General features: G+C 64.9%; 13 protein-coding genes, 1 tRNA gene and 1 riboswitch. Of the genes, 4 read left to right on the top strand and 10 right to left on the bottom strand.

What is annotated here, in order from left to right:
• Position 1: 1 nt before the first annotated feature.
• The gene (gene rnr, locus OUZ49_RS03635) at positions 2-2611 is read right to left on the bottom strand and encodes a ribonuclease R (RefSeq protein ID WP_380004707.1); all 2610 of its coding nucleotides are present in this window, start codon (positions 2609-2611) and stop codon (positions 2-4) included.
• Positions 2612-2746: 135 nt separating this feature from the next.
• Between rnr and OUZ49_RS03630 the strand changes: the two genes are divergently transcribed.
• Positions 2747-2831 (top strand) — tRNA-Leu (locus OUZ49_RS03630).
• A gap of 72 nt (positions 2832-2903) precedes the next feature.
• On the opposite strand, the gene OUZ49_RS03625 is transcribed toward OUZ49_RS03630, so the two are convergent.
• On the bottom strand, positions 2904-3197 hold the full coding sequence (locus OUZ49_RS03625) for a GYD domain-containing protein (protein WP_266148572.1): 294 nt from the start codon (positions 3195-3197) through the stop codon (positions 2904-2906).
• Between the two features lie 215 nt (positions 3198-3412).
• Positions 3413-3862: a VOC family protein gene (locus OUZ49_RS03620; RefSeq protein WP_266148571.1), complete on the bottom strand. Its 450-nt coding sequence runs from the start codon at positions 3860-3862 to the stop codon at positions 3413-3415.
• A 195-nt stretch (positions 3863-4057) separates the two neighbouring features.
• A riboswitch (glycine riboswitch) is annotated at positions 4058-4151 on the top strand.
• 53 nt (positions 4152-4204) lie between these two features.
• On the opposite strand from OUZ49_RS03620, the gene gcvP reads away from it, so the two are divergent.
• From gcvP to OUZ49_RS03605, 3 genes are all read left to right on the top strand, one after another.
• Positions 4205-7096 carry an aminomethyl-transferring glycine dehydrogenase gene (gene gcvP / locus OUZ49_RS03615; protein ID WP_266148570.1) on the top strand — a complete coding sequence of 964 codons (2892 nt, stop codon included), beginning with the start codon at positions 4205-4207 and terminating at the stop codon, positions 7094-7096.
• 564 nt (positions 7097-7660) lie between these two features.
• A complete protein-coding gene (locus OUZ49_RS03610; RefSeq protein WP_266148569.1) occupies positions 7661-8998 on the top strand; it encodes a carbohydrate-binding protein in 1338 nt (445 codons plus the stop codon).
• A 118-nt stretch (positions 8999-9116) separates the two neighbouring features.
• Positions 9117-10181, top strand: coding sequence for a glycoside hydrolase family 18 protein (locus OUZ49_RS03605; protein ID WP_266148568.1), 1065 nt, complete (start codon positions 9117-9119; stop codon positions 10179-10181).
• Between the two features lie 180 nt (positions 10182-10361).
• Here the strand turns inward: OUZ49_RS03605 and OUZ49_RS03600 are convergent, their stop codons facing one another.
• From OUZ49_RS03600 to miaA, 7 genes are all read right to left on the bottom strand, one after another.
• Positions 10362-11654, bottom strand: coding sequence for an adenylosuccinate synthase (locus OUZ49_RS03600; protein ID WP_266148567.1), 1293 nt, complete (start codon positions 11652-11654; stop codon positions 10362-10364).
• 164 nt (positions 11655-11818) lie between these two features.
• The gene (locus OUZ49_RS03595; RefSeq protein ID WP_266148566.1) at positions 11819-12004 is read right to left on the bottom strand and encodes a DUF2065 domain-containing protein; all 186 of its coding nucleotides are present in this window, start codon (positions 12002-12004) and stop codon (positions 11819-11821) included.
• Positions 12005-12017: 13 nt separating this feature from the next.
• A complete protein-coding gene (hflC, locus tag OUZ49_RS03590) occupies positions 12018-12887 on the bottom strand; it encodes a protease modulator HflC (protein WP_266148565.1) in 870 nt (289 codons plus the stop codon).
• Positions 12884-14059, bottom strand: coding sequence for an FtsH protease activity modulator HflK (gene hflK, locus OUZ49_RS03585; protein WP_266148564.1), 1176 nt, complete (start codon positions 14057-14059; stop codon positions 12884-12886). The genes hflC and hflK overlap by 4 nt, the downstream gene beginning before the upstream one ends.
• A 265-nt stretch (positions 14060-14324) precedes the next feature.
• Positions 14325-15635 carry a ribosome rescue GTPase HflX gene (gene hflX, locus OUZ49_RS03580; RefSeq protein ID WP_266148563.1) on the bottom strand — a complete coding sequence of 437 codons (1311 nt, stop codon included), beginning with the start codon at positions 15633-15635 and terminating at the stop codon, positions 14325-14327.
• Positions 15636-15797: 162 nt separating this feature from the next.
• On the bottom strand, positions 15798-16076 hold the full coding sequence (gene hfq / locus OUZ49_RS03575) for an RNA chaperone Hfq (RefSeq protein ID WP_266148652.1): 279 nt from the start codon (positions 16074-16076) through the stop codon (positions 15798-15800).
• A gap of 172 nt (positions 16077-16248) precedes the next feature.
• On the bottom strand, positions 16249-17163 hold the full coding sequence (gene miaA / locus OUZ49_RS03570) for a tRNA (adenosine(37)-N6)-dimethylallyltransferase MiaA (protein ID WP_266148562.1): 915 nt from the start codon (positions 17161-17163) through the stop codon (positions 16249-16251).
• Between the last annotated feature and the right edge of the window lie 90 nt (positions 17164-17253).

The following is a 17253-nucleotide window of genomic DNA, read 5'->3' as shown; positions in this document are numbered from 1 at the left end:
CTTAACCTTTTTTCTTGCCGCCCTTGCGGGCTCTTGAGGTTGCCTTGGACGCAGCAGCCTTGACTGCCTTGAACTTGCCCTGGGCCGCCGACTTGACCTTGGAGAACATGCTCTTTCCGGCGGCCGGGCTCTTTTCAGCCGTCGTGTGCTTGTCTGCCGCGGTGTCCTTCCTTCCCGTTGACGCCGCTCGCGGCGCAGCAGTCCCCACATTATCGCGCGAGCCTGGCCGTGCCGTCGCCTTGCGCCCTGCGGGCAGCGAGTAGCGCTCACCGGCAGCGGCATAGTCATAGCGTCGTTCGGTGCCGCTCGGCTTCGCCTCAGCACGCGGTGCGACCAGGCGGAAGTCGATCTTGCGATCCTCCAGGCTGGCGCGCAGCACCTGGATGCGCACGTGATCGCCAAGGCGATGTTGCGCGCCGGTACGCTCGCCCTTCAGCAAGTGGCGGACCGGATCGAAGTGGTAGTAATCGTTGGAAAGCTGGCTGATATGCACCAGCCCCGACACCTTCGATTCGTCCAGCTCCACGAACAGGCCGAACGAGGTGACGCCGGTGACGGTGCCTTCGAATTCGCTGCCCACGTGCTTGGACATCCACGCACACTTGAAGCGCTCGTCGACATCGCGCTCGGCCTCTTCGGCACGTCGCTCGCGCTGGGAGCAATGCACGGCCATGTTCGCCATCTCGGTCGGCGTATAGCTATAGCCCGAGGGTTTGCCGCCGCTGATGGCGTAGCGGATCGCGCGATGCACCAGCAGATCGGGATAGCGACGGATCGGCGAGGTGAAGTGCGCGTATGCCTCCAGCGCGAGGCCGAAATGTCCGCGATTGTCGGGCTGATACGCGGCCATGCTCTGCGCGCGCAACAGTACCGACTGGATCAGCTCGCGCTCGGGGCGATCCTGCACCAGCCGCAGCACGTCGGCGAAATCGCCCGGCGTCACCTCCTCGACCGGCGGCATCCGCAACTTGAACTCACGCAGGAACTGCTGCAGGTCCTCGTACTTCTCGGCCGGCGGCGGCTCGTGCGCGCGGAACAGCGCGGGAATCTTCTTCTTCTCGAGGAACAGCGCCGCCTGCACATTCGCGGCGATCATGCATTCCTCGATCAGCTTGTGCGCATCATTGCGCTGGGTGGCGCCCATGGCAGCCACTTCACCGGTCTGGTCGAGACGGAACTTCACTTCCGGCGTCTCGAAATCGATGGCGCCGCGACGCTTGCGCTGCGCGGCCATCAGCTTGTAGAGCCCATGCAGGTGCTCCAGCTGCGGCATCACATCGGTCAGCTCGTGGCGCGCATCGGCATCATTGAGGCCAATGGCTTGCCACACGCGGTCATAGGTGAGACGCGCATGCGAGCGCATCACCGCGTCGTAGAACTTCGAACGGATCACCACGCCTTCGGCATCGATCTGCATGTCGCAGACCATGCACAGGCGCTCGACCTTGGGGTTGAGCGAGCAGATGCCGTTGGACAGCGTCTCCGGCAGCATCGGCACCACGAAACCCGGGAAATAGGTCGACGTGCTGCGCTCGTAGGCCTCGCGATCCAGGGCGGCGCCCACCTGCACATAGTGCGATACGTCAGCGATGGCTACGACCAACCGGTAACCGCCACCACGACGCGGCTCGGCGAACACGGCGTCGTCGAAATCACGCGCGTCGGCGCCGTCGATGGTGACCAGCGGCAACGCACGCAGATCCATCCTGCCCTCGCGCTCCGCCGCGCTTACCTCGGGCTCGACCTGCGCCGCTTCGCGCATCACCGGATCCGGCCATTCGTGCGGCAGGTCGTGGCTGGCAATCGCCATCTCCACCAGCAGCGATGGCTGCAGCCGCTCGCCCAGTACCGCGCGAATCGCACCGAGCGGGCCACGATGCGGCGTCGGCGGCTCGGTGATCTCCGCCACCACGATCTGGCCGGAGCGTGCGCCCAGGTCCTGGCCGGGCACGATCATGATGTCCTGATGCAGGCGCCGATCATCGGGCGCCACCAGCATCACGCCGTTTTCGATCACCACGCGGCCTACCAGTCGCGGCGAGCGACGCTGCAGCACCTCGACGATGGCGCCCTGCTTGCGACCGCGACGGTCGATACCGACCACGCTGGCCAGCACGCGATCGCCATGCAGCACCATGCGCATCTGTTGCGGCGAGAGATAAAGGTCATCGCCGCCGTCATCCGGCCTGAGGAAGCCATAGCCTTCGGCATTGGCCAGCACGACGCCGGGAATCAGGTCCAGCTTGTTGGTCGGTGCATAGCCGCCGCGGCGGCCGAGCAGCAACTGACCATCACGCACCATGGCGCCGAGGCGCTTACGCAGTGCATTGATGTCGTATTCGTCGTGCAGCGACAGCGTTTCGGCGATGCGCGCCTCGGTCAACAGTTCGCCCCGCTCGGCCAGCAGGGCGAGGATCGCCTCACGACTGGGGATGGGACGCTCATAGCGTTGCGCCTCGCGCTCCGCATGCGGGTCGCTCACTTCGCCCACCCGCTTGCGCGGGCTCGGATCGAGCGCCGAGCGCTTGGCGCGGGGCGCGGCTTTCTTCGGCGCAGCGGGGCCTTGCTTGGCTCCCTGCTTGCTGCTGCGCGGTTCCTTTTTTCTGGTCACATCCTTGCCTTTGTCTGGGGTGTCGAACCGCGAACACCGCGGCTCGATGAAGAATCAGTGAAAGAATAGTTGACAACCTACCGACACATGCCTAATCTACGCGGCTCACGCAGCCCATAAAGCAGCGGGACACCTGCCCAGGTGGCGGAATTGGTAGACGCACTAGTTTCAGGTACTAGCGGGTAAAACCGTGGAGGTTCGAGTCCTCTCCTGGGCACCAATTGTAGACGAAGCCCGCCGCAAGGCGGGCTTCTTCGTTTCCGGGCCTGGCTGGAAATTGAATCGCTCCGCACTAGCCGACCTTGCTCAGGATGGCTTGCATTTCTTCTGGCGGGAACGCACGCAAGGTTTGCGTGCGCGTATTGCCGGCGGCACCGATGGTCAGTGCAAATGCCGTCGCCGCGAGTTCGTCGGACGCCTCGATCACGACCACCATGTCGTATTGCCCGAGCGTCCAATAGACATCCTTGATCCTCGCGCCGAATTTTCCAGCCGCCGACTTCACAGCCTCGGACCGTTTGACGGTGTCCTTGACCGTCCGCATGCCCTGGTCCGTGAAGTGCGTAAGGGAGACAAAGGTCGCCATGTTCGTACTCCTCAGCAAGATCGACTATCGGGATGGGACCGTGGGCGGCACCTGAGCCGGCGCCGGTCCCGTGGCGTCAGCCTGAGGCTTTGGGTTGGGCAGCGGCGCGAGGTGAGACCTGGCCACGCCTGCGCTCCGGCGGAGCATTCGCCGGAATGTAGCCGCGCAAACGGGTGCGTCAGGTGAAGGCTGGCCCAGTGTTCAGGCGCTACCGCTCAAGCGGCCGGCGGACCTTTCAGCTCCACCATGTTGCCTTGGGGGTCGTAAAGATAGATTGACGGACCCTCGCCCTTGGCGCCATAGCGCGAGCCGATCTCGCCGACACGCACGCCGTGGGCTGTCAGGTGCGCGACGATGGCCGTTTCATCGTAGTTCTCCACCCGCAGGCACAGGTGGTCCATGTTGTGCCCTTCCGCGCCGGGTCCGGCGCCGCCGAGCCGGCCGAGCTTGCCGTCGAGCGATACCAGGTCGATCAGCGAATCACCGGCGCGCAACTGCACCAAGCCGATGTCGTCCTGCCGACGCTCCTCCCGGCAACCCAACACATCGCAATAGAAACGTTGCATGACGAGCAGATCGCGCACGCGCAACACGACATGATCGATCTGGGCCAGTTGGAACGGGGTTTGTTTCATCGAGGGCTCCGGGGGCGACAGGACTTTCATCTTAAGCCTCCTGAGACGCGCTGCCGCACGCGACAGGCCACCCACGGGCACCGTCCGTGGAGACGCCGCTCAAGAGGGAGGCAAACTGCCCCGCCGCGTTCTATAATTAGGGGCTAGCGCGTGGTGGGAGAAGCGGTGAAAGCCGCTGCCGAAGGCGCAACGCCCGTAATCGCTCAGGCCCCATACCATCACGCGCAACAACACTCTGGAGAGACCGGTTGAATCCGGCGCCGAAGGGGCACGAAGCGCAAGCTTCCAAACTCTCAGGCAAAAGGACAGAGGGGCGCTCCACGTGCGGCTTGCACGTCCGGCCTTTATCGGCCACTTCCGGACGCCCCTGTGATGAGTCAGAACGCTACCCCCTCCCTGCGCGACCTCGAGCACCACGACGCTTTCATCGAGCGTCATATCGGCCCCAACGACGCCGAAATCGCCACCATGTTGCGCCTGCTCGGTTACGACTCGCTGGAAGCGATGACCGACGCCATCGTGCCGGGCAAGATCAAGTCGCCGGCCCCGCTGGCCCTGCCCTCGCCGATCACCGAAGTGGAAGCGCTGGCCAAGATCCGCGCCATCGCCGACAAGAACCAGGTGTTCCGCAGCTTCATTGGCCAGGGTTACTACGGCACCCTCACGCCGAACGTCATCCTGCGCAACATCCTCGAGAACCCGGCGTGGTACACGGCCTATACGCCGTACCAGGCCGAAATCTCGCAAGGCCGCATGGAAGCCCTGATCAACTTCCAGACCATGTGCGCCGACCTCACCGGCATGGAGATCGCCAACGCGTCCCTGCTGGACGAAGGCACCGCCGCTGCCGAAGCAATGACCCTGGCCAAGCGCTCGGCGAAGTCGAAGTCGAACGTGTTCTTTGTCTCCAACGCCGTGCATCCGCAGACGCTGGAAGTGCTGAAGACCCGTGCCGAGGCGATGAGCATCGAGCTGCACATCGGCAACGATAGCGATGCCAGCCACGTCGAGTGCTACGGTGTGCTGCTGCAATACCCCAACACGTTTGGCCAGATCGGTGACTACAAGGCGCTGGCGGACCACGTGCATGCGCGCCACGGCGTGGTCTGCGTCGCCACCGACCTGCTCGCGCTGACCCTGATCGCCTCGCCCGGCGAATGGGGCGCCGATATCGTGGTGGGCAACACCCAGCGCTTCGGCGTGCCGTTCGGCTTCGGCGGCCCGCACGCCGCCTTCATGGCCTGCCGCGACTCCTACAAGCGTTCGATGCCGGGCCGCCTGATCGGCGTCTCCATCGATGCCGAAGGTAAGCCGGCCTACCGCCTCACGCTGCAGACGCGCGAACAGCACATCCGCCGCGAGAAGGCCACGTCCAACATCTGCACCGCCCAAGTGCTGCTGGCCGTGATGGCCAGCATGTATGCCGTTTACCACGGACCGGAAGGCCTGACCCGCATTGCCCGCCGCGTGCATCGCCTCACCGCCATCCTGGCCGGTGCGCTGCGCCAGTCCGGTGTTGCGGTGGGCATGGGCTTCTTTGACACCCTGCATGTGACCGGCATCGATGCCGCCGCGATCCACGCCAAGGCCCGTGCTGCCGGCATCAACCTGCGCCCGATCGATGGCAGCAGCCTGAGCATCAGCTTCGACGAAACCACCACGCGTGCCGATGTGGTTGCCGTGGCTGCCTTGTTCGGAGCCGCCATTGCCGATATCGATGCACTTGATGCCAGCACCCAGGACGCCCTGCCCCGGGATCTGCTGCGCAAGACCAAGTTCCTCACCCACCCGGCCTTCAACACGCACCACAGCGAGCACGAGCTGCTGCGCTATATGCGTTCGCTGGCCGACAAGGACCTGGCGATGGATCGCACCATGATCCCGCTCGGCAGCTGCACCATGAAGCTCAATGCCACCGCCGAGATGATCCCGGTGACGTGGCCCGAGTTCGGCAATATCCACCCGCTGGCACCGGCCGACCAGGCCACGGGCTACAAGCAGCTGATCGACGAGCTCGAAGCGATGCTGGTCGAATGTACCGGCTACGACGCGGTGAGCCTGCAGCCGAACTCCGGCGCGCAAGGCGAATACGCCGGCCTGCTGGCGATCCGCGCGTACCACCGCTCGCGCGGCGAAGCGCATCGCGACATCTGCCTGATTCCGGAATCGGCTCACGGCACTAACCCGGCTTCCGCGCAGATGTGCGGCATGCAGGTGGTGGTGACCAAGTGCGACGCAAACGGCAACGTCGATGTGGACGACATCAAGCGTGCTGCCGAGAAGTTCAGCAATCGCCTTGCCGCCCTGATGATCACCTACCCGTCCACGCACGGCGTGTTCGAGGAAGACATCGTCAAGATCTGCGAGATCGTGCATGAGCACGGTGGCCAGGTGTATACCGACGGCGCCAATATGAATGCACTGGTCGGCGTGGCCAAGCCCGGCAAGTGGGGCTCGGACGTGTCGCACCTCAACCTGCACAAGACCTTCTGCATCCCGCATGGCGGCGGTGGCCCGGGCGTCGGTCCGTGCGCAGTGAAGTCGCATCTAGCGCCCTTCCTCCCCCGCACGTTTGGCGGTGAAGGTGAAGTGGGCATGGTCAGTGCCGCCAGCTTCGGCTCGGCCTCGATCCTGCCGATCAGCTGGATGTACATCACCATGATGGGCGCCAGCGGCCTGCGTCGTGCCACCCAGGTGGCCCTGCTCAATGCCAACTACATCGCCAAGCGCCTGGCACCGCATTACGAGACGCTCTACACCGGCCGTAACGGCCTGGTCGCGCACGAGTGCATCCTCGACCTGCGCCCGCTCAAGGACGCCACCGGCATCGGTGCCGAGGACGTGGCCAAGCGCCTGATCGACTTCGGTTTCCACGCCCCGACGCTGAGCTTCCCGGTGGCCGGCACGCTGATGGTCGAGCCGACCGAGAGCGAGAGCCAGTACGAGCTGGATCGCTTTATCGACGCGATGATCCAGATCCGCGACGAAATCCGCGCCGTGGACGAAGGCAAGCTCGATCGCGAGGACAACCCGCTCAAGCACGCGCCGCACACCGCCGTCATGGTGTCGGCCACCGAATGGACCCACGCCTATCCGCGCGAGCTGGCCGCCTTCCCGCTGCCCAGCCTGAAGTTCCAGAAGTACTGGTCGCCGGTGGCGCGCGTGGACAATGTCTACGGCGACAAGAACGTGTTCTGCAGCTGCGTGCCGGTGGAAGCGTTCAAGGGCGAGATCGAGGCTTTCAGCGAGCCGAACGTGGCGTAACGCTGCCAAGCCTTGCCAATGACAAAAAGGGCTCCGCATGCGGAGCCCTTTTTCTTTGCCCATCAGCACGCCTGTCCTGTAGGAGCGCACCCTGTGCGCGATAAACCTAGGTAGCGGTGAAGCTGATGCGCCGCGATCGCGCACAGGGTGCGCTCCTACACAGACGGACAACGTTGTCAGGCGGTGCCGGTGAAGAGACAGCGAGTGATTCAAGCAGCAGCGCCCGCACTATTGCGACGCATCATCCGTCGACGCCAAGTACCAGCCTGAACACCCGCTACGTACGCCGCAACGCGCCATAAACGTGCTGCATTGCGGGACATAACCGTCTCGCCATATGCACGTGTCACCTCTTTGCAATTTCCGGGCAGCCGTCACAGTTTGGCGGCAACGATGGAGACAACGTTGTCATTGGGGACTCATGACGACATCGATCCGACCACGGAGCGCCGTGGCGCGCGCAAGGACGCTTTCGGGACGAACAACCCAGATGACCGCGCGGAATGCGGCCATTCGTCCAGCAACGTTTCTTCCTAGCGATGCAACATCACCTGGAGATAACCCATGCGTGTGAAGCAATCGGTTGTGTGGTTACGTACAGCCATCCATGCCCTCGGCACCACGGCGGGCGGCGCGATGGCCATGAGCTTGATGACGATGGCGCCCGTGCAGTCCGTGCAGGCGCAGAGCCTGCCGGCCTGTGCGACCGCCTGGAGTGCTTCGGCCGTCTATACGGCCGGCAATACCGCCAGCGAAAACGGCGTCAACTACAAGGCCAACTGGTGGACCCAGGGCAACGACCCCGCCACCAACAACGGCGGCGCGGGCTCCGGCCAGCCATGGACGTCGCAAGGTGCCTGCGGCACCAGCAGCGGCGGCGGAAGCAGCGGTGGCGGCTCCGGCGGTGGCTCAGGTGGCGGCACTTCCCCGCCGCCTCCGGCGCCGGGCACCGGAAAGAATCTTGTGTTCAGTCCGTACAAGGACATCACGGTCAGCCTCAACTGGAACACCAATGTGATGCAGACGGCAGCCGCCACCGGTTCGGCGATTCCGGTCGTCGGCAGCGGCAGCCTGAAGTCGAACTACGTGACGAATCTCAGCGGAATCACGCTCGCCTTCGCTACCGGTGAATGTGGCAGCGAAAACTGGGGTGGCGTGCCTGGCGCCAGTTTCGCCAGTGCCAACGTTTCGGCGCTGTCCAGCGCCGGCCTGCCCTACATCGTCTCCACCGGCGGCCAGGCGGGCACCTTCACCTGCGGCAGCACGGCGAACTTCGCCGCGTTCCTGTCGCGCTACATGTCGTCGCAGCTGATTGGCGTCGACTTCGATATCGAAGGCGGCCAGAGCTCGGCCCAGATCAATGCCCTGGTCGCGGCCGCCGTCTACGGCCAGAGCCTGTATCCGAACCTGCGCTTCTCGTTCACGCTGGCCACGCTCGGCGCATCGGATGGCAGCTACGGCGGCCTCAACAGTCTCGGCGACTCGGTGGTGAAGGCGATCAAGGCTTCGACGCTGACCAACTACACCATCAACCTGATGGTCATGGACTACGGCGGCCCGAGCAGCGGCGTCTGCGTGGTATCGGGCAGCGTGTGCGATATGGGCCAGTCCGCGATCCAGGCGGTGACGAACCTGGAGCACACCTACGGCATCCCGGCCAGCAAGATCGAGCTGACCCCGATGATCGGTGTCAACGATACCTCGAACGAGAACTTCTCGATCGCCAACACCGACACCATCACCACGTACGCGGTGAACAACGGCCTGGCCGGCCTGCACTTCTGGTCGCTGGACCGCGACACGCCGTGCAACCAGACCACCGCCTCGTCGACCTGCAATTCGGTCCCGAGCACGACGCCGCTGCAGTACACCAAGCGTTTCTTGAGCGATCTGGGCAGGTAAGGGAAACAGCCCCCGGCCATGCCAGGGGACTTGCCCGGAGATTTGTCACTCCCAGTGGGCGCCGTGATGTTTGCGGCGCCTTTTTTTGGTTGTTCACCCAAGTCCGGAGAACATCGACATGCTCGCGAAAACGAAGAACGTCCTTGAGCGCTCCCTGCTGGCCATCGTCGTGTGCACCGCGTGTATCACTGGGGCTGTGCCCTCCCAGGCGAAGGCGGCCACCGCACCAGCTTCCCTGTTGTTCAGCCCCTACAAAGACATCACCGTCGACATGAACTGGCGCACGAACACGCTGCAGACCGCAGCATCAGGAACCTCGCTGCCCCTGGTCGGCAGCGGCAGCTTCTTTGCCACGCAAGAACCGCATCTCGGCGCAGTGACCTTGTCGTTCGCGACCGGCGCCTGCGGCAGCGAGAGCTGGGCGGGACTTGCCGCAGCAGCATTCACCTCGGCCAATATCGGCGCGCTGTCCACTGCCGGCCTGAACTACGTGATTTCCACCGGCGGCGCCGGCGGCATCTTCACCTGCGCCACGCCGGGTGCCTTCGCCAGTTTCATCGCCAGCTATTACACGCCACAGATGGTGGGCGTGGATTTCGATATCGAGAGTAGCCAGACCCAGGCCGAAATCCAGCAGCTGGTCGCCGATGTCGCGGCCGTGCAGACGCAATACCCCAACCTGCGCTTCTCCTTCACGCTCGCCACGCTGGCGGCGTCGGACGGAAGCCATGCGGGCATCAATCTGCTGGGCCAGGAAGTCGTGCAAGCCATCCAGGCTTCCAGTCCGGCCATCACCAACTACACCATCAACCTGATGGCGATGGATTACGGCAAGGCGTCGACCGCCAGCTGCGTGATCGTGGGCAGCGTGTGCGCCATGGGACAATCAGCCGTCCAGGCGGTGGAGAACCTGGAATACACCTATGGCGTTCCAGCCTCGCATATCGAAGTCACGCCGATGATCGGCCAGAACAACACGTCCGGCGAAATCACCACGCTCGGCGATGTGGATACCGTTACCAGCTATGCCATCGCGAACGGCCTGGCCGGCCTGCACTATTGGTCGCTTGATCGCGATACGCCCTGCGCCAAGAAGGGTTCCGTATCGTCGTCATGCAATTCGGTTAGCGGCAGCACGCCGCTGCAATACACCAACGAGTTCCTGCTGGATCTGGGCAGGTAAACGGCGACGATGAGCGGCCGTGGATGCCATGCGCGCACTCGTCCAGGCCGCACACGCGCGCCACGGGCTGATCCTCGACGGCCCAGCCGCATGAGCAGGACCATGCCCGGACACGGGCAGGCGTAGAAACAGAAAGGCCCCGCATGCGGGGCCTTTTTGCGCAACTCACCGACCGCCGATTCAGGCGAACGGATCGTCCAGCACGATGGTGTCGTCGCGGTCCGCGCCGGTGGCGACCAGGGCCAGGCGGCAGCCGGAGAGTTCTTCGACGGCGCGCAGGTAGGCGCGTGCCGCGGCGGGGAGCTTGTTCCAGTCGCGGATGCCCGCGGTGGACTCTTCCCAGCCCGGGAACTCGAGGTAGACCGGCTTGCACTCGTCCCAGCCGTCCGCATCGAGCGGAGCCAGTTCGCGGCGTTTGCCGCGGTATTCGTAGGCGATGCAAACCTTGATGGTCGGCAGGCCGTCGAGCACGTCGAGCTTGGTGATGGCCAGGCCATTGATGCCGTTGATCTGCACGGCGCGCTTCAGCGCGACCAGGTCGATCCAGCCGCAGCGGCGCGGACGGCCGGTGCTGGCGCCGAATTCGTTGCCGACCTTGCGCAGGCGCTCGCCCATCTCGTCATTGAGTTCGGTGGGGAACGGACCGCCGCCGACGCGGGTGGCGTAGGCCTTGCAGATGCCGAGCACGTAGTCGATGTCGCCCGCGCCCACGCCGGTGCCGGCGAGCGCGCCGCCCACGGTGGTGTTGGACGAGGTGACGTACGGATAGGTACCGTGGTCGATGTCGAGCAGCGCGCCCTGCGCACCTTCGAACAGGATGTTGCCGCCTTCCTTGCGCACGTCGTGCAGGATGGTGGCGACGTCGTCGACCATCGGGCGGATGAATTCGCCATAGGCCAGCGCGTCATCCAGCACGGTCTGGAAGTCGACCGGCTCGGCCTTCAGCCACTGGGTGAGGATGAAGTTGTGGTACTCGACCGCGCACTTGATCTTCTCGGGCAGCTCGTGCGGATACATCAGGTCGGCCACGCGGACGCTGCGACGGGCCACCTTGTCTTCATAGGCCGGGCCGATGCCGCGGCCGGTGGTGCCGATGGCCTTGCCGCCGGCGGCGATCTCGCGCGCCTTATCCACGGCAATGTGGTACGGCATGATCAGCGGGGTGGCCGGGCTGATCTTCAGGCGCGAACGCACTTCCACGCCCTGCGCTTCCAGCTCTTCGATTTCCTGCTTCAGCGCGGCGGGCGACAACACCACGCCATTGCCGATCAGGCACAGCGCATCGTCGCGCAGGATGCCCGAGGGGATCAGGTGCAGCACGGTCTTCTTGCCGCCGATCACCAGCGTGTGGCCGGCGTTATGGCCGCCCTGGAAACGTGCCACGGCGCCGACGCGCTCGGTCAACAGGTCGACGATCTTGCCCTTGCCTTCGTCGCCCCACTGAGCACCAAGGATGACTACTGACTTGCCCATGATGTTGCTCTCGCTAATTTGAGTTCGGATGCCCCAGGCGGGGCGATTTGTTTCGATGAAGCAGGCCTGCTCGTCACGGCAGCGCCTTGAGGATCACAGTGCCCCAGCGCCTGCCGGGACGACGGTTAGCGGCGATGGATGAACGGCCCATCCACCGCCTTCATTCAATGCATCAACTGCAGCGTCACCAGGCCTATGCCGATGGCAGCCGCACCAAACAGACGCAGCGTCCGCGGACTGAGTTTCACTGCCTCGCGCATGGTGGCTTGCCAGCCACGCGGCGCGGCGAACAACACCAAGCCTTCGATCACCAGCATCAGGCATAACGCAGCCAACAGCTCATGCGACATCGACCGCTACCACTCAGTGCCTGGACGATGCGCCGTCGTTGAAATACTTCAGGAACTCCGAGTCCGGCTTCAGCACCAGCACGCCCTTGCCGTCCTCGAACGACTTACGGTACGCCGCCAGGCTTCGATAAAACGCGAAGAATTCGGGATCCTGGCCATAAGCCTGCGCGTAGATCGCCGCCGCCTGCGCATCGCCCTCGCCGCGCACCTTGGCCGCGTCACGCTCGGCCTCGGCCTTGATCACCTGGGCCTGGCGGTCGGCGTCGGCCTTGATCGTCTCCGCCGCCTGCTGGCCGGTGAAACGCAACTCGTTGGCCAGCTGGGTGCGTTCGGCGCGCATGCGCTTGTAGACCGACTCGCTCACTTCGTCCGGCAGGTCGATGCGCTTGATGCGCACGTCGACCACGGTGATGCCGAGGCTCTTGCCGGCCGCCGCATCGGTCTGCTTGCGCACGCGCTCGGTCACGTCCTTGCGACCGGCCGCGACCAGCTCCTGCAGGGTGCGTCCGTTGAACTCGAAGCGCAGCGCATCCTTGACGATGGGCGTCAGGCGATTGGCCGCCTGCAGCTCGTCGCCGGCGGTGGCGCGGTAATACGTGGCGGTGTCGGCAATGCGCCACTTCACGAAGAAGTCGACGTTGACGCTCTTCTTCTCCGAAGTGAAGTAGCGTTCCGGCGGCGCTTCCAGCGTGAGGATGCGGTTGTCGAACGTCATCACCTGTTGCACGAAGGGCAGCTTGAAGTGCAGCCCGGGCTGGTCGCCCGTGCGCACGATGCGGCCGAATTGCAGCACGAGCGCCGTCTCGCCTTCGCTCACGATGAACAGGCTGTTGAAACCGATCAGCACGATCAGCACAGCAATGATGCCGGAGATGAACTTCATGGCTGCTTCTCCTTGCCAACCAGGGCATCGCTGCCGGCGGATTGCATCACCGCACCCACGCCCGGCACATCCTTGCCGGTCACGCGATCGAGCGGCAGATAAATCATGTTGCGGCCGCCGGAGCCGTCCAGCACCTTCGGGTTCTTGGACATGACGTCCTCGACCGTCTCCAGCCACAGGCGCCGGCGCGTCACGTCCGACGCCGCCTTGTATTCCTTCAGGATCAGGTTGAAGCGCGCTGCATCGCCGGTGGCAATGGCCACGCGCTGGGCGGAGTAGCCCTGCGCCTCGGCGGAAATGCGCGCGGCATCGCCGCGAGCCACCGGCACCACCTGGCTGGCGTAGGCACGGGCATTGTTCTCGGTACCCTGCTTGTCTTCGCGCGCGGCATTGACGTCGTCGAAGGCGTCCTTCACTTCCTGCGGCGGCGCCACGTTCTGGAAGCTGACGTCGGTAACCAGCAGGCCGGCGTCATATTCGTTCAGCGTGGCCTGCAGGATTTCGCGCGTCTGCTGCTGCAAGGTGTCGCGGGTCTGCGCCACCGCCGGCGCCACGGGCGCTACCGGGGCAGGCGCGGCGGAGGCAGCCGCGGCGACGCTGCTGGCCGGTGCAGCTGCGGGCGCAACGGTCGGCTCGGAGCCCTGGCTGGTGAGGATGTTGTCCATCACATTGGCGCCAACTACGGTACGCACGGCCGCCTCGGCCGCCTGGCGCAAGGTGTCTTCCGGCGGGCCGCTCAGCGAAAACAGGTATTTGCGCGCATCGGAAACCTGGTACTGCACGTTGAAGTCGACCGAGATGATGTTCTCGTCGCTGGTCAGCATGCGCACCTTGTCCGATACCGAACGGATCTCGGTCGTGCCGACCTTGGTGACGGTCTCGATCGGCGCCGGCAGCTTGAGATGGAAGCCCGGCGGCAGGGTGCGCGAGTACTGGCCAAAACGCAGCACCACGCCAGCCTGGCGCGCATCGACGATGGTGTAGCTGCTGATCAGCAACCACGCCAGCACCAGCGCCAGCAGAATGGTGAAAATGCCGCCGACGCCACCGCCCAGGTTGCCCAGACGGTTGCGAAGCTGCTTGAGCATGTCCTCCAGGCCCGGCTTGTTGCCGGACTGGCGGTTCTTGCCCCAGGGATCACGCTGCCCGTTACCGGGTTCGTTCCAGGCCATGGTCAGTCTCCTTGAGGCCGCTGGGAGGCCGGCAACTTTGGCCGGAAAGCAGGTTGAACGGGTTTAGACATGGTGGCGAGGGCGCGTCGTGGCAAGTGTGCCGCCGAGGCACGGAATGGCCGCACAAACGCCGCTCATTCTATCAGAGCCGGACGGGGATTCCTCCCCCGGCTGAACGCGCCCTCGATCTGCTGCCGCAGCACGCCCGGCCCCTCGATCACCCACCGAGCTCTGCGGCCCTGGACGATCCGGCCCGGCCTGGGCACTACAGGGGTTCCTCGACCTCCCCCAGCAAATCCTGCAGCAAGGCAGCCTCGGCGGCGCTGCCACCGCTCAGGGGCGCAATCACGCTGCGCGGCGCGTCGATGGCCAGGCGCCAGCCGCCTTCGTCCACCACTTCGCCGGCAATCGCGCCGGCCGCCTTGAGGCGGGCATGCAGGCGGCCGGCGGACAACGGCAGATGCAGCTCCGACTGCACGCGTTCGCCACCGAGGAGTTCGCCCAGCGCCTGGCGCAGCAGGTCCAGGCCCTCGCCGGTTGCGGCGGAAAGCCACACCGTCTGCGGCCGACCCTCACCATTGCGGTCGATGCGTGGCTCGACGCCAGCCAGGTCGATCTTGTTCATCACCCGCAATTGCGGCAGCTCACCCGCGTCGATTTCGTCGAGCACGCGATCGACCACGCGCGACAGCCGCTCGCGCTCCTCGTCGGCGGCATCGCTGACATGCAACAGCAGGTCGGCATCGCGCGCTTCGGCCAGGGTGCCGCGGAAAGCGGCCACCAAGTCATGCGGCAACTCACGGATGAAGCCCACGGTATCGGCCAGCACGGCCGGACCACAGGACAGACCATCGAGCTTGCGCACGGTCGGGTCGAGCGTGGCGAACAGCAGGTCGGCGGCGAACACCTCGCCCTCGGTCAATACATTGAACAAGGTCGACTTGCCGGCATTGGTGTAGCCCACCAGGGCCACCCGCGGCACCGTATTGCGCAAGCGCGCACGGCGCTGCTGGCCACGCTGCGTCTGCACCTTCTCCAGCCGCTTGGTGAGCATTTTCACGCGTTCGGCCAACAGGCGGCGGTCGGTTTCCAGCTGGGTTTCGCCCGGGCCGCGGTTGCCGATGGCACCGCCGCGCTGGGTATCCAGATGGGTCCAGCCACGCACCAGGCGGGTGGCCAGGTGCTTGAGCTGGGCCAGTTCCACCTCGAGCTTGCCTTCATGCGAACGGGCACGCTGGGCGAAGATGTCCAGGATCAGGCCCGCACGGTCGACCACGCGGATATTGAGCAGCTTCTCGAGGTTGCGCTCCTGCACCGGCGACAGGATGTGGTCGATCAGCACCACGTCCGCGTCGACCGCGCGCACGGCTTCGGCAACCTCATCGGCCTTGCCGGTACCGATGTAATAACGGGGATTGGGCACATCGATGCGGGCGGCGATGCTGGCCAGGATCTCGGCGCCAGCCGACTTCACCAGCTCGGCGAATTCTTCGGCACGCCGCCCCGCATCACCCTCGCCGCGCGAATGCGGGAGAACAAGGACGGCGCGGTCGCCTTTCTTTTGACGATCAAACACGAGGTTGGGATGACCTATATGGACGGGCCGCCCCGCGAGCCACGGGCCCGCGGAGCCATGCCGGAATGGTGAAGTGTATGTCGATACACGACCAACGGAGGACGCCGCACCGCGTCTAAGCGACTCGGCGCCCTATCCACATGGGTTGTCCGGCCGGCTGAATCAACCGTCCGCGTCGGCGGCTCCGGCTGGCGCGTCACCGTGTCCGTCGTGTCCATCATGGCCGTTGCCCATGCGCACGTTGCGGCTCGGTACCACGGTGGAAATGGCGTGCTTGTAGACCATCTGGCTCACCTGGTTGCGCAGCAGCACCACGAACTGATCGAAGGACTCGATCGTGCCCTGAAGCTTGATGCCGTTGACCAGGTAGATGGCGACCGGGACGCGCTCGCGGCGCAATGCGTTCAAAAATGGATCTTGCAATGATTGCCCTTTGGACATTTTTTGTTCTCCCCTCGCAACGGACAGGCCGGAGAAAAGACGCACACGGCGCCCCGACCCAATGCCTCGAATATTAACCACTTTTAAATCGTTGATGAAAGAGAAAATGCAGCTTTTCGGCAGGTGTGAAAAAGACGTTTAGACGCCGCGCCGCCAAAGCCTTCGCCAGGCCCTAATCGGGCGACCCGAGGAACAGCGACAGTGCCTGTTGCGCACGCTCCACCAGGCCGGGCCGCTCCGGATCGAACACGCGTGCATCGAGCTCGCTGCGCAACCAGGTGATCTGCCGCTTGGCGAGTTGCCGTGTGGCGAAAATGCCGCGGTCGCGAAATTCGGCGGCATCCGTCTGGCCATCCAGATGCTCCCAGGCCTGGCGATAGCCGACGGCGCGGATCGCCGGCAGATCCGCATGCAGGTCGCCGCGTGCCCGCAGCGCGCGCACCTCATCGAGAAAGCCATGCGCGAGCATGGCGTCGAAGCGTTCGGCAATGCGCGCATGCAGCGGCCCGCGATCAGCCGGCAGCAAGGCCAGCTTTAGCACGCGCCAGGGGAATCGCTCGCCGCTTCCACCACGCTGTTGTTCGGACAGCGGCCGACCGGTGAGCTCGATCACCTCGAGCGCGCGCTGCACGCGCTGCGCATCGTTCGGCCCGATCCTGGCCGCGGCAGCGGGATCGAGCGTGGCCAGGCGCTCATGCATGGCCGGCCAGCCAAGCCTTGCCGCCTCCGCCGCCAGACGCTCGCGGATCGCAGCATCGGCCTCGGGCAGCTGTGACAGGCCCTGCTGCAATGCGCGGAAGTAGAGCCCGGTGCCACCCACCAGCAGGGGCACCCTGCCCTGCGCGGTGATCTGCTGCATCGCTGCGACGGCGTCGGCGCGAAAATCCGCCGCCGAATACGGCTCGGCTGGATCGCGGATGTCAATCAAGCGATGGGGATAGCGCGCCAGCGTGGCCGCGTCCGGCTTGGCCGTGCCGATATCCATGCCGCGATAAACCAGGGCCGAGTCGACGCTGACCAGGTCCACGGGAAAGCGCTCGCTGAGCGCACAGGCGAGCGCCGTTTTCCCCGAGGCGGTTGGCCCCATGAGAAAGATCGCTGGTGGACGGTGTTCGAACGCAACAGAGGAAACAGACATGGCCATCAGTGTAACGGGCGAAGCAGGCTGCGCCCTTGC

This window comes from Dyella halodurans (genome assembly GCF_026283925.1).
In the GTDB taxonomy this organism is placed as follows: domain Bacteria; phylum Pseudomonadota; class Gammaproteobacteria; order Xanthomonadales; family Rhodanobacteraceae; genus Dyella; species Dyella halodurans.
Note: the sequence above shows the minus strand (reverse complement) of the source record. Positions and strands in the feature narration are given on the sequence as shown.